General features: G+C 61.3%; 14 protein-coding genes and 1 tRNA gene. 7 read left to right on the forward strand and 8 right to left on the reverse strand.

The genetic code is table 11. The features are described from left to right. Positions 1 to 32: 32 nt before the first annotated feature. Positions 33 to 1,184: an MFS transporter gene (locus tag FPK30_RS02720; protein WP_222102855.1), complete on the forward strand. Its 1,152-nt coding sequence runs from the start codon at positions 33 to 35 to the stop codon at positions 1,182 to 1,184. Between the two features lie 47 nt (positions 1,185 to 1,231). Here the strand turns inward: FPK30_RS02720 and FPK30_RS02725 are convergent, their stop codons facing one another. The 3 genes from FPK30_RS02725 to FPK30_RS02735 are packed head-to-tail and all read right to left on the reverse strand — an operon-like array spanning position 1,232 to position 2,969. Beyond that, on the reverse strand, positions 1,232 to 1,837 hold the full coding sequence (locus FPK30_RS02725; protein ID WP_144085165.1) for a DNA-3-methyladenine glycosylase: 606 nt from the start codon (positions 1,835 to 1,837) through the stop codon (positions 1,232 to 1,234). Further along, complete coding sequence (fdxA, locus tag FPK30_RS02730) at positions 1,834 to 2,220, reverse strand: ferredoxin (protein ID WP_144085166.1); 387 nt, start codon at positions 2,218 to 2,220, stop codon at positions 1,834 to 1,836. The genes FPK30_RS02725 and fdxA overlap by 4 nt, the downstream gene beginning before the upstream one ends. Continuing rightward, positions 2,217 to 2,969 (reverse strand): helix-turn-helix transcriptional regulator, encoded by a 753-nt coding sequence (locus tag FPK30_RS02735; protein WP_186279328.1) that lies wholly within the window; start codon positions 2,967 to 2,969, stop codon positions 2,217 to 2,219. The genes fdxA and FPK30_RS02735 overlap by 4 nt, the downstream gene beginning before the upstream one ends. Positions 2,970 to 3,027: 58 nt before the next feature. Between FPK30_RS02735 and FPK30_RS02740 the strand changes: the two genes are divergently transcribed. Further along, the gene (locus tag FPK30_RS02740) at positions 3,028 to 5,691 is read left to right on the forward strand and encodes a multicopper oxidase domain-containing protein (RefSeq protein ID WP_144085168.1); all 2,664 of its coding nucleotides are present in this window, start codon (positions 3,028 to 3,030) and stop codon (positions 5,689 to 5,691) included. Between the two features lie 176 nt (positions 5,692 to 5,867). On the opposite strand, the gene FPK30_RS02745 is transcribed toward FPK30_RS02740, so the two are convergent. Then, positions 5,868 to 5,944 (reverse strand) — tRNA-Arg (locus FPK30_RS02745). 38 nt (positions 5,945 to 5,982) lie between these two features. Next, positions 5,983 to 7,884, reverse strand: a complete 1,902-nt coding sequence (locus FPK30_RS02750; protein ID WP_144085169.1) for a 1-deoxy-D-xylulose-5-phosphate synthase — start codon at positions 7,882 to 7,884, stop codon at positions 5,983 to 5,985. A 179-nt stretch (positions 7,885 to 8,063) separates the two neighbouring features. Between FPK30_RS02750 and purE the strand changes: the two genes are divergently transcribed. From purE to FPK30_RS02765, 3 genes are all read left to right on the forward strand, one after another. Further along, the gene (gene purE, locus FPK30_RS02755; protein ID WP_144085170.1) at positions 8,064 to 8,570 is read left to right on the forward strand and encodes a 5-(carboxyamino)imidazole ribonucleotide mutase; all 507 of its coding nucleotides are present in this window, start codon (positions 8,064 to 8,066) and stop codon (positions 8,568 to 8,570) included. Then, on the forward strand, positions 8,554 to 9,720 hold the full coding sequence (gene purK / locus FPK30_RS02760; protein WP_144085171.1) for a 5-(carboxyamino)imidazole ribonucleotide synthase: 1,167 nt from the start codon (positions 8,554 to 8,556) through the stop codon (positions 9,718 to 9,720). The genes purE and purK overlap by 17 nt, the downstream gene beginning before the upstream one ends. Positions 9,721 to 9,789: 69 nt before the next feature. Then, on the forward strand, positions 9,790 to 10,233 hold the full coding sequence (locus tag FPK30_RS02765) for a Fur family transcriptional regulator (RefSeq protein WP_144085172.1): 444 nt from the start codon (positions 9,790 to 9,792) through the stop codon (positions 10,231 to 10,233). Here the strand turns inward: FPK30_RS02765 and FPK30_RS02770 are convergent. Next, positions 10,205 to 12,814, reverse strand: a complete 2,610-nt coding sequence (locus FPK30_RS02770; protein ID WP_232345895.1) for a bifunctional lysylphosphatidylglycerol flippase/synthetase MprF — start codon at positions 12,812 to 12,814, stop codon at positions 10,205 to 10,207. The two genes, FPK30_RS02765 and FPK30_RS02770, sit on opposite strands and share 29 nt — an antisense overlap. 54 nt (positions 12,815 to 12,868) lie before the next feature. Further along, positions 12,869 to 14,233, reverse strand: a complete 1,365-nt coding sequence (locus FPK30_RS02775; RefSeq protein WP_144085173.1) for an alpha/beta hydrolase — start codon at positions 14,231 to 14,233, stop codon at positions 12,869 to 12,871. Between the two features lie 220 nt (positions 14,234 to 14,453). Here FPK30_RS02775 and FPK30_RS02780 point away from each other — a divergent pair, with 220 nt between their 5' ends. Both FPK30_RS02780 and FPK30_RS02785 read left to right on the forward strand, forming a co-directional pair. Further along, positions 14,454 to 15,374: a metal ABC transporter solute-binding protein, Zn/Mn family gene (locus tag FPK30_RS02780; protein ID WP_186279329.1), complete on the forward strand. Its 921-nt coding sequence runs from the start codon at positions 14,454 to 14,456 to the stop codon at positions 15,372 to 15,374. A gap of 126 nt (positions 15,375 to 15,500) precedes the next feature. Next, on the forward strand, positions 15,501 to 17,678 hold the full coding sequence (locus tag FPK30_RS02785) for a sulfatase-like hydrolase/transferase (protein ID WP_144085175.1): 2,178 nt from the start codon (positions 15,501 to 15,503) through the stop codon (positions 17,676 to 17,678). Here FPK30_RS02785 and purD read toward each other — a convergent pair. Further along, positions 17,675 to 18,946 (reverse strand): phosphoribosylamine--glycine ligase, encoded by a 1,272-nt coding sequence (gene purD, locus FPK30_RS02790; protein ID WP_144085176.1) that lies wholly within the window; start codon positions 18,944 to 18,946, stop codon positions 17,675 to 17,677. The two genes, FPK30_RS02785 and purD, sit on opposite strands and share 4 nt — an antisense overlap. Positions 18,947 to 18,962: the final 16 nt, after the last annotated feature.

An 18,962-nucleotide genomic window follows, 5' to 3' on the forward strand; every position in this document is an offset into this window, starting at 1 on the left:
GGGTTCTGATCGGAATCATGTCCTTGGCCATCATGTCGCGGTTTGACTCCATCATCTCTCCCTCCGTGGCGGCCATTCAGGCATCCTTTCCTCGCGCCGATCCTTCCACTGTCGAGTCGGTGGTTTCCATAGGCTCCTCGGCTGCCATAGTTTCAGCTCTTCTGTTCGGTCAGCTCTTGACCAGAATGAGTTTCAGGACCGCTGCCTGCATCAGCTGTCTGTGTGTCGCCCTGGGCGGCTTGATGCCCTTGGTTGTGCATGGCAGCGTGAGTCAGCTTCTTCTCTTTGCTTTGGTTGTCGGGTTTGGCGTGGGTATCGCCACTACAGTTCTCCCCAGCCTGTCGGCCAGGTTCTTCCGCGGGAAGCAGTTGGCGGCGCTGATGGGGCTGGTCCTGGCTGTTCAGGATGGCTCTTCCATGCTGGTCCTTGCCCTGGGTGGTGTTCTGGCCAAGGGAGGTTGGCTGCACAACTATTGGCTCTATTTTCTGGCCTTGCCTGCCTTGGTCTTGGTCATCTTCATGGTCCCCGGAGTCGGTGCCGTCGAGGAGGAGTCGGAAAAGGCCGTAAGATCCGAGGCATCATCCTCTCAAAAAAGCGGACAATGCTGGTGGGCTACCATTTCCTGTATTCTCATCGGGTTTCTGAGCATTTTCCTGGTCGCGGTCCTGTACAACAAGCTCGCGGTCTACATAGCCAAGTACGGCTTGGGCAGTACCAGTGCAGCCGGGGTGGCCCTGATGTTCAACACGGGTTCCTCGGTCGTGGTCGGGCTAAGCATCAACGGCATCAAGCGGGTATGCCGGCAATGGACCATTCCGGTCGCCTTCCTTCTGATGGCCTTGGGCGCCCTGCTTTTCCTGACCACCCGCTCATTCCCGCTGGTTTGTTTATCGGCGTTTCTGATTGGGTCGGGCAGCGCCATCAATATGGCCACCTGCCCCTTCTATCTGTCCAATCTGACTGAGCACAAGCGCTATCCGCTGGTCATGGGGGTCTTTTCAGCCACAACCAGCCTCGGTTTTACGGCATCCACCTGGGTCTTCAAGGCTTTCTCGTCAGCGTTTGGTCTGGATCCGGTGACCGGCAGTTTCATGGGCATGCTGATCATCGCTCTGCTGGCTGCTGTCATGCTCTCGCTTGTCCGCTTCCAGAGCTGTGTCGAGTCACGCTTCATTGAGCAATGACCCACGCTGTTAGACCGTGGGAGCCAACAGTGAAGCATTTCGCTTGCTTATCGAGACAGATAGGGATTGCCTGTGATGACGAACCTTCGCAGAGTCTCTTTGGCGCGAGATATGCCTATTCGGGGGGTTGCCTTGATGGTCTCGTCCTGGGCCAGCCCGGCGGCTGCCAAGCGGATGGGCGGTGTTCTCAGGTCATGGCCGTAGTAGCGCTTGTCGATGTCCAATGCCTGACAGAGCTTGGCGGGACCGTTGGTCAGCTCCCGGTCCGGGTGACGGCCGTGTCTGTGATTGCGCAGAAGGTCCAGACCTTGCACTGGCTGGCAGGCCCGAATCAGCACACCGGCGCCGAATCCGTCCTCCTGGCAGGAGATGTTCAGGCAGTAGTGCATTCCATAGGTGAAGTAGACGTACATGTGTCCGCTGGGGCCGAAGAGGGCAGCGTTGCGCGCCGACCGCCCGTGATAGGCATGGCTGGCCGGATCATTCTGATCGTAGGCTTCGGTTTCCACGATCCGAACCCTGGCCTGTTCGCCTTCCGGATCGTAGTCCCGAATGATCAGGCAGCCCAGAAGCATCCGGGCGGCCTGATCCACAGGGCGGTCCAGAAAGTCTGGGAAGACCAGGTGATCGTCCAGGCTTGAACCGGTCTTCATTCCGTCTGGTCCTTGCGGACCCAGACCGCGCGCTGGCCGCGTGATTCCGGCTGAAGGCAGACGAAATTATCCTGGTGGGGCAGGGCGGCGACCTGTGGATGGTCGTGATCGTAGGGTCCTTGGGCCTGGGCGCCGCCAGCATCACCGACCTGGGAAAAGAAGTCTTCGGAGGCATCCTTGAACCAGGTCCATTCCTCTGGCAGGTCCTCTTCATAGAAGATCGCCTCCACGGGGCAGACGGGCTCGCAGGCGCCGCAGTCGATGCATTCATTAGGATTGATGTACAGGTTCCTGGGGCCCTCGTAGATGCAATCCACCGGGCATTCGTCCACGCAGGCCTTGTCCTTGACGTCCACGCAAGGTTGGGCAATCACGTAGGTCATTGCTTTGCTCTCCTTTTTGATTGGTTGTCCGCTTTTGCTACTTTCAGGAAGCATCCTTTTGGCGATGACAGGGGTTCCAACACTACATTGGCTTTTTTGTCGCCGGCCTCCTTATTGCTGCCGTCCGCCAGCCCTTGGATCATTCCTAGATGAATCTTGCAGATAATGGGATGGTTGCTGACACTTTCCAGAAAGGGGCATGCGGTCAGATACAGACTTGCTGAATCCGGCCGCGCTCTCACCGGTGCAAAACCTAAGGTGGTCAGAGCATCCAGCAGTGTCTGCCTCATGCTCGATGGCACGCTTTTTCCTGCATTGATCTTGTCCTGCCGAGCCAGAGTACGACCCCATGCCTGCCCCGCTTTCAAGGCGGCCTCATTCCTGCTCCTTGTATCGGGACAGGCAGTTTCCAGTGCCAGGCAGAGCGAGGAGATCATATCCTCCCTGGCTTGGTTCATGGATGTGGGGGAGTAGATGACAGCAGGTCTGCCTCGACCGGTTGACTGGCTGTCACTGCCTGTTCTTTGACGGACTGCCTTACCCTGTTCGACCAGGCGTTCAAGATGGAAACGAGCGGTCGTCGGATGGATGCCGAAGACTGCTCCGATCTGCTGCGCGGTTAGTCCTGCACCGGTCTGTTCGGCTGCCGCACGCAGGTAATCCATGATTGCGGAGCGGATCTCCTCCCCGCTTCTGCGCTTGGCGGGGGCTTGGATCCATTGCTTGCGGGCTTGAATTTCCTGACTCATCGATTAAATTGTATAACTATCAAATTAATTATCAACCCAGGACAAGGCGGACAGACTCATGCAGGATGACCAGAAGATGCGTAAGTCCGGCGGCAGAATGGCCGTGCCCAGATCCAGAATGGTCCTCCTCATCGGCGCAGGTCTGGCTGCGCTGCTTGGTCTTGTAGCGGCGCTGATCCGCGCGGATCTGATCCACCTTTCAGACAGGGTGCCCCTGGCTGACCTGCACGGCGGGCTCATGGTCTATGGGTTTTTGGGCGCTGCCATTGGCCTGGAGAGGGCAGTGGCTTATCGCAGCGGCGGATCCAGCAAACCCTCTTGGGGATTTTTCGCTCCTGCCTTGGGTCTGCTGGGGTCTCTGCTCTGCCTGTTGTCGCTGATAGTTTCCAGCCATGGTGGTGCCCCGGCATGGGTCAGGGTGGAGCTTGTTGGCGGCATTCCATGGACTTTGTCCATGTTGGTTCTGACAGCCATGTATGTGGCCATCTGGCGTCGGCAGCCTTCTGCAGAGGTGCTCATACAGGTTCTCGGATCCCTGGTGGGTCTGGTCGGGGCCGCTGGCTGGGTCACAGGATTGGATGCCTCGGTTCTGACTCCAACCTGGCTCTTCTTTCTGATTCTGACCATCGTGGGGGAGCGGGTGGAGCTGGCCAGGGCGGTCTTTTCGGATATTCGTCTTGAATCGGGAATCCTGGGTCTGAGCCTCCTGACAGTCCTGATGCTGCCGATCCAAGCCATGGCGCCTTCGGTCGGCTATCCGCTTCTGGGGCTGTCGCTGGGACTGCTCCTCCTGGTCATGGCCAGTCATGATGTGGCCAAGGGCACCTTCCGTCATGGCGGCCTGCCGGGATTCATGGGCACCTGCATGCTGTCGGCCTACGCCTGGGGACTGCTGGCTGCCCTCATCTGGATGGCGGCACCCCTGGATTCCAGCACCTACTGGGGGGACATGGCACTGCACGCGCTGGCTGTGGGATTCATCATGACCATGGTCATCGCCCATGTCTGCATGATCGTCCCCTCGGTCATTCGCAGGCCTCTGCCCTTCCATCCCCTCCTTTGGGGTGCCTGGGCGCTTATGCAGATTGGCTTGCTGATCAGGCTCCTGGGAGCCATCCGACTCTACACACCCTTGTGGAAGGCGGGGAACCTGCTGAATGTTCTGGGAATCCTCTCCATGATGCTGACTGTGGTCTACCTGGCTGCTCGTGGCAAGCAGATCCTGGCGTCCAAGCGCTACCGTCGGCGCCAGCCCGGGGGTTCGCAAAACGAACGCGTGGGGACTTTGGCACTGAGAACGGACCTGATTGCCACCTCGGCTGCTGTGCTGGTCCTCGTGGCCGCCGTGACTGTGATGGCCCTGCGGCCGACATTGGCTGTTTCGGTCGGGGCGGCGCCCAGTGCCGGAGGCGTCCAGGAGGCATCGTCGAAGAGCGTCCAACCAACGGGTCACACCAGCAGAGCTTCAATCAAGGTAAAGGGGATGGCTTTTGTGCCGGATGTCATCACCATCAAGGCAGGCGACCGGCTGGTTGTGGATTTTCGCAACACCGGAGATCAGCGGCACGACCTGGTTTTCGCCAATGGCAAGAGCACAGGATCCGTCCCTGTAGGTAAGAGCGTCTCGGTCGACGTGGGGGTCCTAGGTGCGGATACCTTGGGATGGTGCTCACTGGCAGGACATCGCCAGATGGGCATGGAGCTCAAGATCGAAACACAGGGCGGAACTGTTGCCGAGCCAGGTCAGTCCTCCACTGGGAAGACAGCCCTAGGCCATGTTCCATCAGCCGCCAAGCTCAAGTTGCAGGCTGAGAAGAGCGACCCGGTCAAGGCGGCTCTTCCACCCTTGGATGACCATGGGAAGGCAGGAACCAGAAAGTACACGCTGGAGGTCAAAGAGCGCAAGGAGCAGGTGGCAGCAGGGCTTGAGCGCACGGTCTGGAGCTTCGACGACGCGGGCGATCCACGCGATAAGGGGTCGCGGCCCCTGGCTCAGGGTCCGGTGCTCAGAGGCCGGGTGGGAGACACCTTTGAAGTCACCATAAGGAACAAGGGAAGCATGAGTCATTCCATTGATTTTCATGCCGGTCCGGCCGTCCCCCAGACCATGATGCGCAATATAGAGCCAGGCAAGGAGCTCCTGTACACCTTCACCGCTGATCGGGCTGGCATTTGGATGTACCACTGCAGCAGCGACCCCATGTCAAACCATATAGCCAACGGCATGTATGGGGCTGTGGTGGTCGATGACGGCACCCTGCCGCCAGTGGCTGCCGAATACGTTCTGGTCCAGTCTGAAATCTATCTGGGGCCCAACGGAGGGACTGCCGATGCGGAAAAAGTGGCGGCCCTGACCCCGGATATCATGACCTTCAATGGACGGGCCTTTCAATATGACGCCCACCCCCTCAAGCTGGAGAAGGGGCAAAGGGTTCGCATCTGGGTTCTGGACGCCGGACCCAACCAGCCGCTGTCCTTCCATATCGTGGGAACCCAGTTCGACACGGTCTGGACCGAGGGCCGCTACCTGATTGGCGGAGGCGCAGGAGGGAATTCCGCTGCTGCCTCATCCTCATCAGCGGGAGCGCAGGTCCTGCCGCTGCTGCCGGCCCAAGGTGGATTTGTCGAGCTCAAGGTCGATCAGCCCGGCGACTATGCCATAGTCAATCACGTCATGAGCCTGGCTGAAAAAGGCGCGCATGGCATCCTGCGGGTGTCGTGACGCGAACAATCGATGTCCTGTGCAAAGCAGGTTCCTAAGTTCTTGCTGGAGCCTCTTGACCTGACCGTCCTTCTGTCTTCAGGCGAGTAGGTCGTGCATGAGGGAACAAATGCTGCTATGGCGACATGCACTAAACGGGAGATTCCCTGTGCCTGGGCAAATGCAGGGAGCGTTATTGGTGACCCCGGAGAGATTCGAACTCTCGACCTACAGATTAGAAGTCAGTTGCTCTATCCAGCTGAGCTACGGGGCCAAACCCTTTCATTGTACCCGCCTGGGTCCACCGGCGGGTCAGATCTGTGAAGCCTGGTCGCCAAGGGCATCCGATATGGCTTGCCTCATTGCAGGAACGGTCATGCCATACCTTTCCAGCAGGGTGGCCTGGGGAACCCGGTCGTTGAACTCCTTGGCCGCTCCGAAGGTCAGGGTGCGAACCTGGCTCGGTCCGTAGTAGGCTGCCACGGTCTGCCCCCAGCCGCCGTCCAGCTGGCCGTCCTCGATGGTGACCACCAGGGAGTGGGTGCTGGCCAGGTCATCCAAGGTCTGCTCATCCAAACGGTCATAGCGATGAGGATCCACCAGTGTGGGCTGTACCCCTGTGGACCTCTCCAAAGAATCAGCAAGGTCACGGCCCAGCGGCAGGGCATCGCCGAGAGCCAGCAGGGCTACCGTTCTGCCCCCTTGCAGGATGCGATAGCGATCCCATGGAGCATCGTCTGATCTGCATTCGGCACCGGTCTTCGAGGAATCTGGAGACCCCGCTATCGGCTTGCCCGCGCGTTCTGCAGCCAGCGTGCGCTCGCCGGGCACCCTGATGACCACAGGCTGCCGGGCCGGGCCAGTAGCCCAGGCCAACATGTCCAGAAACTCGGATCCGTTGGTCGGGGCCAGGCAGGTCAGTCCGGGGATGCCTCGCATCATGACCATGTCGGCCGTGCCGGAATGTGTGGCATCGGTTTTGGCGATGCCGGTGGAAAAAACCAGCAGGGTCACCGCACTGCCGTTCAAGGCCATCTCCTGCTCGATCTGGTCGTAGGCCCTCTGGAAGAAGGTAGCTGAGGTGGCGACCACGGGAGTGCCTCCGGCCTTGGCGATGCCAGCGGCATAGGCTATCGCGTGGGATTCGGCGATGCCCACGTCCCGGTAGTGGTTGCCGGCCCGCTGGCGGAAGTCGGGATCGATGCCGTTGGACAGCGGTGTAGCGGGGGAGATGACCGTCAGACCCGGCTCTTGAGAGAACCTGGCCTCCAGGGCCTGCATGGCCATTCTTCCGTAGGTCTTTCGTGAGTTGGGCAGACGGTTAAGGGAGTCCAAGCCGTCCTGCCAGTGGTTGGCCTCCACCGGACCCTCGGCGGGCAAATCTGGCAGGGAAGTCATATGAGCTGTTTGCCCATCGCTCTGGGCCATCGAAGTCGATCCTATCTGTCCTTGGCTGCCCTGACCAAGTCCCAGTCCCTTGCGGGTATGGATATGAACCACCACCGGATGGTCAGTGTCTTTGACCTGGCGGAAGGCCTTGATCAGGTCCTCAATGCGGTTGCCCTCCTCCACGTAGCGGTAGTCCAATCCAAGGGCGCGGAAGGGATTGTTTGAGCTGTGTCCCCCGCTGGCACGCAGGGCCGCCAGACTCTTGTAAAGCCCTCCGTGGTTTTCGGCGATGGACATTTCGTTGTCATTAACCACGATGATCAGGTTGCCGCCCTGTTCTGCAGCCCAGTCCATCCCCTCGAAGGCCGGTCCGCTGCTCAGGGAGCCGTCACCGATGAAGGCGATGATGTTGGCCCTGCCTCCGGTCGCATCCCGGTGGGCAGCCATTCCGCAGGCCAAGCCGATGGAGGTGCCGGTATGCCCCAGCATGAAGTCGTCGTAGGGGCTCTCCTTGGGCGAGGTGAATCCGGAAAGATCTTCCTGGGACTCCGGGTCCGTGTAGGCCCGGCGCCGACCGGTCAGGATCTTGTGGGTGTAGGCCTGATGGGAGACGTCGAAGATCAGATGATCATGAGGCATATCGAAGACATAGTGCAGGGCGATGATGGGCTCGATGGTGGCCAGGTTGGAGCCCAGGTGGCCGCCGTGACGTCGACAGAAGCGGATCAGCAGCTGACGGATCTCGTCGGCTAGTCGATTCAGCTCTTCCAAGGAGAGAACCTTCAGATCCTGTGGGGAGTCGATGCTGTCCAGAAGCTTGCCCATAACCCTCCTGTCGGTTTCTGTAATGCAATCCAATGATTCTAGGTCTGGGAAGGGGGTTTGGAACCGTTGAAAGCCCGATGTTCACCAGGCCCGGCCCTTACATTCATAGGACCGTCACGATTAATCGGCTTCTCCCCGGCCTTGCGTAGTATCGGATGTGCATGAACATTGGAGGGCCGATGGCTGACAATACACATGAAGGGGCACGCGTCGCAGTGATCATGGGATCATCGAGCGACTGGGAGACGATGAAGGAAGCCTGTCGGATGCTGGACCGGTTCGCTATCGTCTATACCAAGGAGGTCATCTCCGCCCATCGCACACCTGGGCGCATGGCGGAGTTCGCGCATCAGGCCCGGAGCCAGGGCATAGGGGTCATCATCGCCGGGGCCGGAGGAGCAGCCCATCTGCCTGGGATGGTGGCGGCTCAGACCACGCTGCCGGTCATCGGGGTGCCAGTGAAATCCCACGCCCTGAGCGGGGTTGATTCACTCCTGTCCATCGTGCAGATGCCCGCCGGCATTCCTGTGGCGACCACAGCTATTGGGGCGTCCGGGGCTACCAACGCCGGCCTGTTGGCGGCTTCGATTCTTTCCATCAACGATCCAAGGCTGGCTCAGGCCCTGGATGACTACCGTGCCGAGCTGGCCCGATCCGTGGAGGCGTCCAATGCCCAGCTTGTCTGAGGAGACCAAGGGAAGAATCGATCATTTGGAGCCGGGGTCCGTCATCGGTATCGTGGGCGGTGGCCAGCTGGGACGGATGATGGCCCTAAGCGCCCGCTACCACGGGTTCCGCATCGGTGTGCTGGACCCCACGCCCGATGCTCCCGCGGCCCAGGTAGCCGACTTCCAGGAGACAGCCGACTATGGGGACTTGGATGCCCTCAAGCGGCTTGCCGAACGCAGCGATGTGCTCACCTACGAATTCGAGAACGTGGATGCCGACGCACTGGATCAGGTGAGGGACCATGTGGCCATCCCCCAGGGGACCGACCTGCTCAGGGTCACCCAGGACCGGGTCCACGAGAAGACCTTCATCAACCGCCATGGCATCGATACCGCCCCTTGGAGGCAGGTTGACAGTCTTGACCAGCTTGACGCAGACCTAAAAGAGCTGGGAATGCCCGCTGTGCTCAAGACGCGAACCGGCGGCTATGACGGCCACGGGCAGGCAGTCCTGCGCACCAAGGAGGATCTGCAGGCCCTGAAAGGACGGATGGAAGGCCGTGACTTCCCGTCCTCCGTGCTGGAGGGGTTCGTGGACTTCGCCTTCGAGGCCTCCATACTGGTTTCAGGCAACGGGAAGGATTATGTGACCTTCCCCATGGTGCGCAACGAGCATCGTCACAACATCCTGCACATGACTCTGGCGCCGGCGAAGGTCGAGCCTGAGATGGCTGACCGGGCGCGTGACATGGCCTTGACTTTGGCCGGCGGTTTCAAGCTGGCCGGGACCTTGGCCCTTGAGCTCTTTGTCATGCCCGACGGCGGTCTGGTGGTCAACGAGTTGGCCCCGCGCCCTCATAACTCCGGTCATTACACTATCGAGGCCTGTTCCATGGACCAGTTCGATGCCCACGTCCGGGGCATCGCTGGGTGGCCCCTGCCTGACCCTCGCCTGCTCAGCCCGGCGGTCATGGTCAACGTTCTGGGCCAGCATGTGGCTCCGGTCAGGAGGCTGCTGGGTGAGCACCCTGAATGGTTCCTGCATGATTACGGCAAGGCCGAAGTGCGCACCGACCGCAAGATGGGGCATCTGACGGTGCTGACCGACGATCCTGAGCGTACTGCCCAGGATCTGGAGGCCACAGGCTGTTGGTCCGACCTGGACTGAACCGAATCCTCACATCTGCCCTGGCAATCCGGATGTAGGCTTGGTGGAGCCCAAGGAGTGTGTCTCATCATGAACGCTGGCTCATCCGTCAGTCGCCGGACGCGGCAGAAGAACGCCATCTGGAAGGTTCTTCAGGCCCAGAATGACTTCGTCTCAGCCAAGGAGCTGCACAGGCTTCTTCGGGATTCGGGCCAGCGAATCGGCTTGGCCACGGTCTATCGTCAGTTGGGTTCCCTGCATATGTCCGGCAGCCTGGACTGCATTGAGCATGGAGGCATCCGCCTCTACCGGGTCTGCCTGGCCCAGCGTAGGCACCACCATCATCTGGTCTGTGAACGCTGCGGCAGGACCGTCGAAATCAGCCCGCCCGATGATGGCTGGCTGAAGTCCGTGGCGGCTGAACATGGCTTTACAGTCTCCTCGCACACCTTGGAGGTCTACGGCCTGTGCAGCAGCTGTCGTGATCGATCCGATCAGGCGGATGTCAGTGATCCTCCCGGCCCTTGGGCATGATGGTCTTGATGGCATCCCAGGCCTGCGAAGCCTTGAGATTGGGCAGGTAGGCCTGGACTACAGCTAAACCGATCTGGGCCAACTGGGCCGGGTCGGGATAGCAGATATAGACCGGGTGTTCGCTGGGCTGGAACTTCTTCTTGAAGAAGAAGAGCGAGCGGAAGCCATAGGCTGGCTCCATCAGGTCGGCCACCAGATGCAGGGCGTGCTGCAGGAAGGCAGTCCGATCTTCGCTCTGATCATCCCCATCGTCTTCGCTGCTGTCCATGCCGGCCAGGGGAGCGGCTGACAGGCTCATGAATTCCGCCGTGCCCTGGTCGCGCAGTCGTTCGGCCATGCGCGCTATCAGGAACTCCATGATCCCATTGGGACTGTCGGTCCTGTGTCGCATGAAGTCCAGGGTCCATCCAATTACCTGGCCCTGGCGGTAGGTGGGCATCCAGCTGGTCACGGCCAACACCTTGCCTTGGTCGTCCACGGCGTAGAGGATGGCCATGCGCGGGTCCCTCAGCTCATCCAGGCCACCCAGGGTGAACTTCATCTCGGGCAGGGCCTTGAGTTCGGCCCACTGCTCGGAGATGTCAACGATCTGCGACTGGACATCCCATGAGGCATCGTTGAATGTGGTCAACACGTCGGTGATCTTGTCGCGCTTGGCCTTGTTGATGGCTGTGCGAATGTCCTGCCACTTCTTGCCCTTGGTCTGCCAAAGGCTGGGGGTGACCACCATCTCCGAACCGACCGTCAGGGTGGACCAGCCACGGGAGGCGAGCAGATCGCGCTGAGGCTTGTGGACGCTGTAGAAGACCGGTGACCAGGAGTGGGCGCTGCAGAAGCGCGTGAATTCGTCCAGGTCGTCTGCATACTCGTCAGTGTCGCCGAATGGGCCAGTGGTGGTCAGGGCGATGCCGTGCAAAAGCCGGTAGGCAATGGCCGACCGGCCGCTGGGCGAGAACCAGTAGCTGTTGCCCTCCCAGGTGGTCATGAAGGACATGCTCTCGCCCCCGTACTCGACCAGCCGATCGGCCTCCTGGCGCTCGCTGCCGTTCTGGATGACCGAGCTGCGCATCCAGGAGAGCAGAACCACCAGGACCGCCAGCCAGAAGATCAGTCCAACCCCGTGGCTGACGATCATCCCCGTGGGCGTGCGTGGGACCAGGGTTGGGCGGAAGCGCGAGGCCACTCCATTGGGCAGATAGAGTTCGGGCAGCTGGGAGAGCGCTCTGCCGGTGGTGGGCCAGGGGTGGAAGGATCCGGGGCTTGCGGCGGTGAAGGCCAGATAGCCCATGGCTGTGGCCAGGAAGGCCAGGACGATGGCTGCCCAGCCCACCTGCAGGCGCGAGGCCTTGGTTCGCACTAGGAAGATGTGCAGGTTGCGTGCCAGGAACCAGTTGAGAATCAGCGGCGGCAGGGTGATGATCATCAGGGAGGGCAGGGCGCCGTGGTGGATGACCCGAGACAGGCCGTCGCCGATGGTCAGGGGGAAGACCAGGAAATAGAGCACGGCCAGGACGATGGTCAGGGTATTGAGCACCAGACCGGTGACAGCGGCAACTCGGCGGCCATGGTAGATGCCCCAGGCCACCACCAGTAGTACCAGGGTGGGCATGATCAGGGACGAGACGCCGGTGGGCGCTCGGCCGGCGACCAGACCATACTGGGCATAGCAGCTGGCCTGGTTGTTCTCGGCCAGGCAGCGGGACAGGGCAGCGCTGCCGCCGGGGTCCGAACCCAGGAACATGCCCAGCGGAGTGAAGAATCCTGCGCGGATCCTGGAGGAGACAGTGACCAGAGGGCCAAGAGCCAGAACCGTGGAGATGGCCCCCAGCAGGTGGCGGGTCTCATAGGATCCGCTGCGGCCATGCGGATTGGCGTCCTGGACCGGTCCGTGCCAGAGGTGGCCGGTCAGATGGCCGATCAGGGCTGCAGCCAGGGCGCAATAGTAGCCGGGATTGCCGGTATACAGCACCATCAATATCAAGGCCGTGTAGCCTATGGTGGCGATCCTGCGTCGCCAGAGGAAGTCGCTGAAGGGGATGGAGGCCATCAGGGATCCGACCACCAGGATGATGGGGCTGAGCGTCATGGGCACTCGGATGAACCAGGCCCAATGGTCTTGGAGTGCATTGATCAGGGTGCAGATGATCAGCCCGACAGCCACGCCGCCTACCGTGCTGATGACTGCCGCCAGCACGGTGCGCCTGCGACCGAGTCGGGTCTCGGCGATGCACAGCATGACCAGGACCAGGGCCACATCTATGGCCAGTTGCAGGGGGCCAGGAGTGATGACCAAGGATACCAGCAGCCGACCGAACTGGACCAGAAGCGAGGGGCGGCCCGGGCCGTGGACCGGATGCGGAACCTGGTGAATGATCAGGTCGGACAACGGCATGCCCAGCCGTGTCCTGCCGGGGATGCGCAGCAGCCAGATCAGCAGCCAGCTGATCAGGTTGAGCAGGACCAGTGCAAGGCTGAAAGCCAGTGCAAGAGCGTGACGTCTGACCCACCGGGTCAGGTCCCGCAGAAGCACGGTCTTGGCCGAAGGCTCCATCAGTCCGGATCCCTTATGTGTTGTCTCCATGATTGCGGCGGCTCTTTCTGCTTATCGGTTTGGACGCTCTGACCTGCCGGCGGTTCAGCCGATGTGTGTTTCGGTAATGTTCGGGAAATCTTCAATTGGTCGGGACATAGGACCTAGTCCCATGGCTTGGCCCACCCACTCCAGCCCGGGTTTCCAAGCGGTCTTGACGGTATGCCAGTCATGGCCCGACCCCTGGGTGATGACGGCCCGCACCTTCATGCCTGCCTGGTTGGCGGCCTTGGCGATGACCATCATATTGTGCTGGGACTCCTTGTCATTGGACCCGGCTGCGGTGAACAGAAGCTGGCGGGATGGCGCCCGCTCCAGCATGGCCCTGGCCGGAACCTGGGCCAGGAAGCGCTTTCGGTCGCCGTCGAAGTAGTCGCGGATCATCTGCTCCTGCCGACCCTGGGTCGGTTCCAGCTCTCCGTCTGCTGGGAGCATGTTTCCGTAGACATGGGGATGCCGTGCCCCAAGCTGGGTGGAGCAGGTCCCGCCCTGGGAGAATCCGCCGATGGCCCATTGCCGGGGCTGGCTGGCGACGGGCAGTTCAGCGCGGATCCAGGCGGGGACGTCACTGCTCAGGTAGGTTTCGGCCTTCCCGTAGACGGGGGAGTCCACGCATAGGCTGTTGTGAGAGGATGCACCGTTCTGGTCGGGGGAGACCACTACTGGTGCCAGACCGTCGTGCTGGGCGGCGTAGGCATCCATCATGGCTGGAATGGCTCCGGCGGTGAAGAGGCGATCGGGGCTTCCTGGCTGGCCGGCCAGAAGCACGAACACAGGCAGCGCGGGTGGTTTGTCGCTCAGGGCGGCAGGCGGCAGGTAGATATCAGCTGGCCGTGCTGCGAATCGGGAGCGGCTGTTGGGGATGCGCATGCTGTAGGAGCGGCCGACGCTGGGATGCGAGGGCAGTTTGCCCCGTGAGGCCAAGGATCGCCACTGTGCCACGCTCATGGCCGGTTTGGCTGCCTTATGGTCTCTGTAGTCGGGGTAGAGGGAGACGCTGAACAGGGATCCCAGCGTGGTGAACTCCCCGTAGATGATATCCACTCGAAGCCCGGTGGACAGCAGGCAAAGCAGGACGGTCAGGGCGGCCAGAATCCGGCGCCAGCCACGTGCAGTGATCAGGATGCAGACGGCAAACCCCACTGCCAGAAACCCCAGGGCCACGCTGATGATGACCATCCAGCCCAGGGAGACACCGAAGAGCATAAAGACATCGGAGACCAGCCAGGTGGCCAACAGCCCTAGGCCTCCTATGCCTAGGGCAATGGCCACTTGGCGCAGCAGGGTCCGCCAGCGTCCGTGCGTCAGCCCGGTCAGCGTCAGCACGATCAGGGCCAGGGCTGTCAGCGAAAATATTGACGCAGGCAGCCACCCCTGGGTCAGATGGACCTTTGCCAGCCATGCACCCATGCCATTCCTTCCAGCCAAAATACATCCGCAGTTCAGTATAGGGAGTGTCCGGTCGCATGGCAGCCATTTGAGCAGTCATTCATGCTCGCCAAGACCGCATCTTCAGATTCCGGTCATGGGTTCGTCTATGGTAGATTTATTGATAATCAATCTCAGTAACGGTCGGCGAGCCTGACGACAGGTCCGTCCCATGCTGCCGCTAGGAAGGAACCCCCCATTCATGCATGCCAGCAGCCCACGCCTCCGCCGGACCCGCACCTTGGTCGCCGCCCTCCTGGCCGGACTGACCCTGCTGATCTGTCTGACAGGTTGCGGAAAGAGCGAATCGTCCTCGTCGTCCACGGGATCCCGCCCCTTGCAGGTGGTGGCCAGCATCAACCAATGGCAGTCCTTGGCCGTGGACCTGGGCGGCGACCAGGCCCGTGTGGATACCGTTCTGAGCAACACCTCGACTGATGCCCACGACTATGAGCCGACAACGGCGGACATCGCCCGGATCAGTCGTGCAGATCTGGTCATCGTCAACGGGGCCGGCATCGACGACTGGGCTGCCAAGGCCGCGGAAACCGGACAGGCCAAACTGGTGGACGTATCCAAGGCAGCAGGGCGCAAGACCGGCGACAACCCCCATCTCTGGTTTTCCTCCGAGGGCAGGGGGGCAGCTGCCAAGGCCGTGCATGAGGCCTACCGGCAGCTGCGTCCAGACCGAGCGGCTGGCTTCGACAAGGCCTACCAGGACTGGCAGGGTCGGCAGGCCCGGTTGGACGATCAGATTGCCGATGCGCGCAAGCACACCCAGGGGCGTCACTATGCGGCCACGGAATCGGCTGCCTACTATCTTTGTCATGATCTGGGCATGGAGGATCTGACCCCCGAGGGGTACCTGCGGGCGGCCGCCAACGAGAGTGAACCCTCCCCTGAGGACCTGGTGGCCTTCCGCCATTTGCTGACGTCCGGACGCTTGGACATGCTGGTCCTCAACACCCAAGAAGTCAATCGAACCTCCAAGGAGCTGGCTGTTGAGGCTGGCAAGGCGCATGTGCCGGTGTTCGAGGTCAGCGAGCAGCGCCCCGATAAGTACCGGAACCTGGAGGATTGGATCAGCGCCCTGGTCCAGCAGGTGCCGGGCACCAAGGCCTGATGAGTCCGCTTGCGCTTGATGTTCGCTAAGGGGTGTTTTCGTGGGGCTTGTCGTCCTTGATGGGAACAATGGCACAGGTATGGGTAAAGGCCCAGTGGGCCCAATCGCCAAAGTCAGGAGTATGCGGTGAAGGATCGTAAGCGTCAGCCCGGCCGGTGGACATCCTGGATGCAGAACATGACCGGACGTCTTCGGGTACGCGGGTGGGTCTACCTGCTCGCCTTCATCCTGATTGACTTCCTGTCGGTGGGCATCCTGCAGTGGGGGGTCTCTCTGAACAGCTCCCGCGTCGAGCTGTCCAACCCGCTGATTGGATTCTGGGGCTTCATCTCGGCCATTTGGACCCAGCGTCGGTTCGTCCTGGTGCTCAACATGCTGGCTGTGGGCCTGGTCTACCTGGCTCTGACCTACCTGACCAATCGCTTCTGGGCGGCATCAGGCCTGATTCTGGCCATCTGTGCGGTCATTGCGGTCATTGAACGCTTCAAGGTGCGTGCCCGTTATGAGGCCATCCTGCCCTCGGATCTGGATTTCCTCCATGCTGATGCGGCCAACCTGGTCTCCTTCCTGCCGGCCCGGTCCCTGATCATGATCGGGCTGGGTGTTGTGGCCCTGATCGTCCTCGGAGCGCTGTGCTGGGTGCTGACACGGATGGATGCCCGTCGTGGCCGTCCGGTGGCTACTGGCAACAAGCCTTTGGGCGCCGGGCTGCGTACGGCAGGGGTCCTGGTTCCGGTTCTGGTGGTGGCGGTCTTTATGTCTACTGTGGGCACGTATGGCAGTCCCGCCTATCGTTTCTCGCAGTTCATGGGCGACATACCCTCCATGTGGGACTCGGTCTATGACGCCCAGCGCAACGGGGTCTTCGTGTCATTCTCCCGGCAGCTGCGGCCCAAGGTCATGGACCAGCCCGCGGGATACAGTCGTGCCACCATGCAGTCCCTGGCCCATCGCTACCAGCTTTCGGCGGACCGCATCAACCATGACCGCAAGGCCTATATGAATGAGTCGAGCCTGGTCTACATCCTCTCCGAGTCGTTCTCGGATCCCACACGAGTGCCGGGCGTCGCGCTCAACCAGGACCCCATGCCTCATATCAGATCCATCAAGGGGGGGACCACCAGCGGGCTCATGCTCTCCTCCGGATACGGCGGGGGCACGGCCAATCTGGAGTTCCAGGCCATGACCGGCCTATCCATGGCCAATTTCGATCCCTCGCTGACCTCTCCCTATCAGCAAGTCATCCCTCACCTGAACTGGATACCTACGGTCAATCAGGCCTGGGGGACGCCATCCAGGTCCCTGGCCTTCCATCCTTATGAGTCCTCCATGTATTCCAGGGCCGAGAACTACAAGAAGTTCGGCTTCTCGCACTTCTACTCGCTGACTGGCCCTGACCAGATAGCCCACCAGGACCGCATCGACCGTAGCCAGTATGTGGGGGATCGCTCCGCTTACGAATCCGCCTTGGAGCAGATGGGCGACGACAGGGGCAACCAGTTCGTCGAGGTCATCACCATGCAGAATCACATGCCTTACAACGACTGGTATGACAACAACGGCTTCTCGGTCAGTTCATCCGACCCCAATAGACCCTTGGGCGACGATGAGATGCAATCCATACGCACCTACGCCAAGGGGGTCAGCCTGAGTGATCAGGCTACCGCCGATTTTCTGAACAGCCTGGACTCCCAGAGCAAGCCGGTCACCGTGGTTTTCTACGGGGATCATTTGCCCGGCATCTATGGCACGGCAAGCTGGGACGAGCGCAACTCCCTGGCCCTGCATCTGACCGATTACTTCATCTGGTCGAACAAGGCTTCGGATGCTTCGGGAGCACAGGTCAGCAACAGTGCCTATTCCTCGCCCAACTTCTTCCAGGCCCAGGCGGCCGAGCACATGGATGCCAAGGTCTCGCCCTTTACGGCCTTCCTGACCGAGCTCCACGAAAAGATCAGCGCCATTGAGCCTCCGGTGGCCAACCAGATCCAGGACTGGAACAGAATACCGGCAGGGCAGACCAACTATCTGAATGCCCAGGGCCAGCCCATGAATGCCCGAGACTTCGACAAAGCCACTCGACAGCTCCTGAACGACTACAAGCTGATCCAGTACGACATCATGGCCGGCAAACACTACCTGCAGGGGACGGGCTTCACTGCCACGCCCACCCGCCGCTCCGATGCTGCCCGACAGAAGGCTGAAAAGAAGCGCCAGGCCAAAGAGCAGGCCAAGGAGCAAGTCCGTCAGGAAGAGCAGAACCGGGACAAGGACCGAGAGAGCTCGACCAGTTCGGCCAACTAGGCTTCCAGTCCGCGGTGGCCGATGTCGTGTCGATAGAAGAGTCCGGGCATCGACAATCCGTCCAGCCGGTCATAGACTCGCCGGGCGGCCTGGGCCAGGTCGTCGCCTTGGGCCACGACCAGGGCGGTCCTTCCCGAGGAGGACGTCAGGCCAGTGGAAGCCGAGCCGGACACTCCGGCGTAGTAGGCTCTGAGATCCTGCTCCGGGGCGATCAGCGGCACGGGCACCCCGGTCTTGGGATTGCCGGGATAGCCCTGGGCTGCCAGAACCACTCCCAAGCGGCTGTGGGAGTCGTCCCAGGTGAATTGCGGCTCTTCGCCCTCCATCAGCGTGCGGATGGCCGTGCCCAAGTCGCTGGTCAGCGCAGGCAGCACCACCTCGGTCTCCGGATCCCCCAGTCGCGCATTGAATTCGATGACCTGGGGGCCTTGGTCGGTGACCATCAATCCTGTGTACAGGACTCCGGTGAAGGGGCTACCTTCCTGGGCCAGGGCACGGACGGTGGGGGCAACGATGGTATCCAGGGCCTTTTGGGTCAGTTCCGGGCCGAACTGCGGCAGAGGGGAGTAGGCCCCCATGCCGCCGGTGTTGGGACCACGATCCTCGTCATAGGCGGGCTTGTGATCCTGGGATAGGGGCATGGGCCAGAACTGCTCGCCTCTGACGAAGCACATGAGCGAGCACTCCTGGCCCACCAGCCGATCCTCGATGACCACCTGGGCTCCAGCCTGCCCGAACTTATGATCGATGAAGATGGCATCCAGGGCCTGCATGGCCTGGTCAAGGTCGGCGGCCACCGTCACGCCCTTGCCGGCTGCCAGCCCGTCAGCCTTGATGACTACCGGCGCCCCGTGCGAGCGCACATAGGCCTTGGCTGTCTCCATGTCGTGGAAGACCTCATAGTCGGCGGTAGGGATCCCATGCCTGCGCATCAGATCCTTGGCAAAGCCCTTGGATCCTTCGATGCGGGCCGCAGCCTTGGTAGGACCAAAGGCGGGGATGCCGGCAACCTGCAGGTCGTCTACCAGCCCAGCGGTCAGTGGGGCCTCGGGTCCGACGAAGACCCAGTCGATCCCCAGCTCGTGTATAGCAGCGATCAGTTGTTCAGGCTGCGAGGAATCCACCTGCAGCAGGCTGATGCCGTCCGGCTCCATGCCGGGGTTGCCCGGGGCGCACCAGACATGATCCACTCCTGGCCCGGACAGCAGGGTGGTGGCGATAGCGTGCTCCCTGGCTCCCGACCCGATGACCAGTACCTTGTCCGTCATGATGGGCTCCTCTCGC

This window comes from Bifidobacterium apousia (assembly GCF_007559275.1).
Lineage (GTDB): Bacteria > Actinomycetota > Actinomycetes > Actinomycetales > Bifidobacteriaceae > Bombiscardovia > Bombiscardovia apousia.

What these genes read in the sequence shown, in the direction of transcription:
- FPK30_RS02720 (WP_222102855.1), top strand. Translation starts at nt 33, where the DNA reads ATGTCGCGGTTTGACTCCATCATCTCTCCCTCCGTGGCGGCCATTCAG.
- FPK30_RS02725 (WP_144085165.1), bottom strand. Translation starts at nt 1,837, where the DNA reads ATGAAGACCGGTTCAAGCCTGGACGATCACCTGGTCTTCCCAGACTTT.
- fdxA (WP_144085166.1), bottom strand. Translation starts at nt 2,220, where the DNA reads ATGACCTACGTGATTGCCCAACCTTGCGTGGACGTCAAGGACAAGGCC.
- FPK30_RS02735 (WP_186279328.1), bottom strand. Translation starts at nt 2,969, where the DNA reads ATGAGTCAGGAAATTCAAGCCCGCAAGCAATGGATCCAAGCCCCCGCC.
- FPK30_RS02740 (WP_144085168.1), top strand. Translation starts at nt 3,028, where the DNA reads ATGCAGGATGACCAGAAGATGCGTAAGTCCGGCGGCAGAATGGCCGTG.
- FPK30_RS02750 (WP_144085169.1), bottom strand. Translation starts at nt 7,884, where the DNA reads ATGGGCAAGCTTCTGGACAGCATCGACTCCCCACAGGATCTGAAGGTT.
- purE (WP_144085170.1), top strand. Translation starts at nt 8,064, where the DNA reads ATGGCTGACAATACACATGAAGGGGCACGCGTCGCAGTGATCATGGGA.
- purK (WP_144085171.1), top strand. Translation starts at nt 8,554, where the DNA reads ATGCCCAGCTTGTCTGAGGAGACCAAGGGAAGAATCGATCATTTGGAG.
- FPK30_RS02765 (WP_144085172.1), top strand. Translation starts at nt 9,790, where the DNA reads ATGAACGCTGGCTCATCCGTCAGTCGCCGGACGCGGCAGAAGAACGCC.
- FPK30_RS02770 (WP_232345895.1), bottom strand. Translation starts at nt 12,814, where the DNA reads ATGGAGACAACACATAAGGGATCCGGACTGATGGAGCCTTCGGCCAAG.
- FPK30_RS02775 (WP_144085173.1), bottom strand. Translation starts at nt 14,233, where the DNA reads ATGGGTGCATGGCTGGCAAAGGTCCATCTGACCCAGGGGTGGCTGCCT.
- FPK30_RS02780 (WP_186279329.1), top strand. Translation starts at nt 14,454, where the DNA reads ATGCATGCCAGCAGCCCACGCCTCCGCCGGACCCGCACCTTGGTCGCC.
- purD (WP_144085176.1), bottom strand. Translation starts at nt 18,946, where the DNA reads ATGACGGACAAGGTACTGGTCATCGGGTCGGGAGCCAGGGAGCACGCT.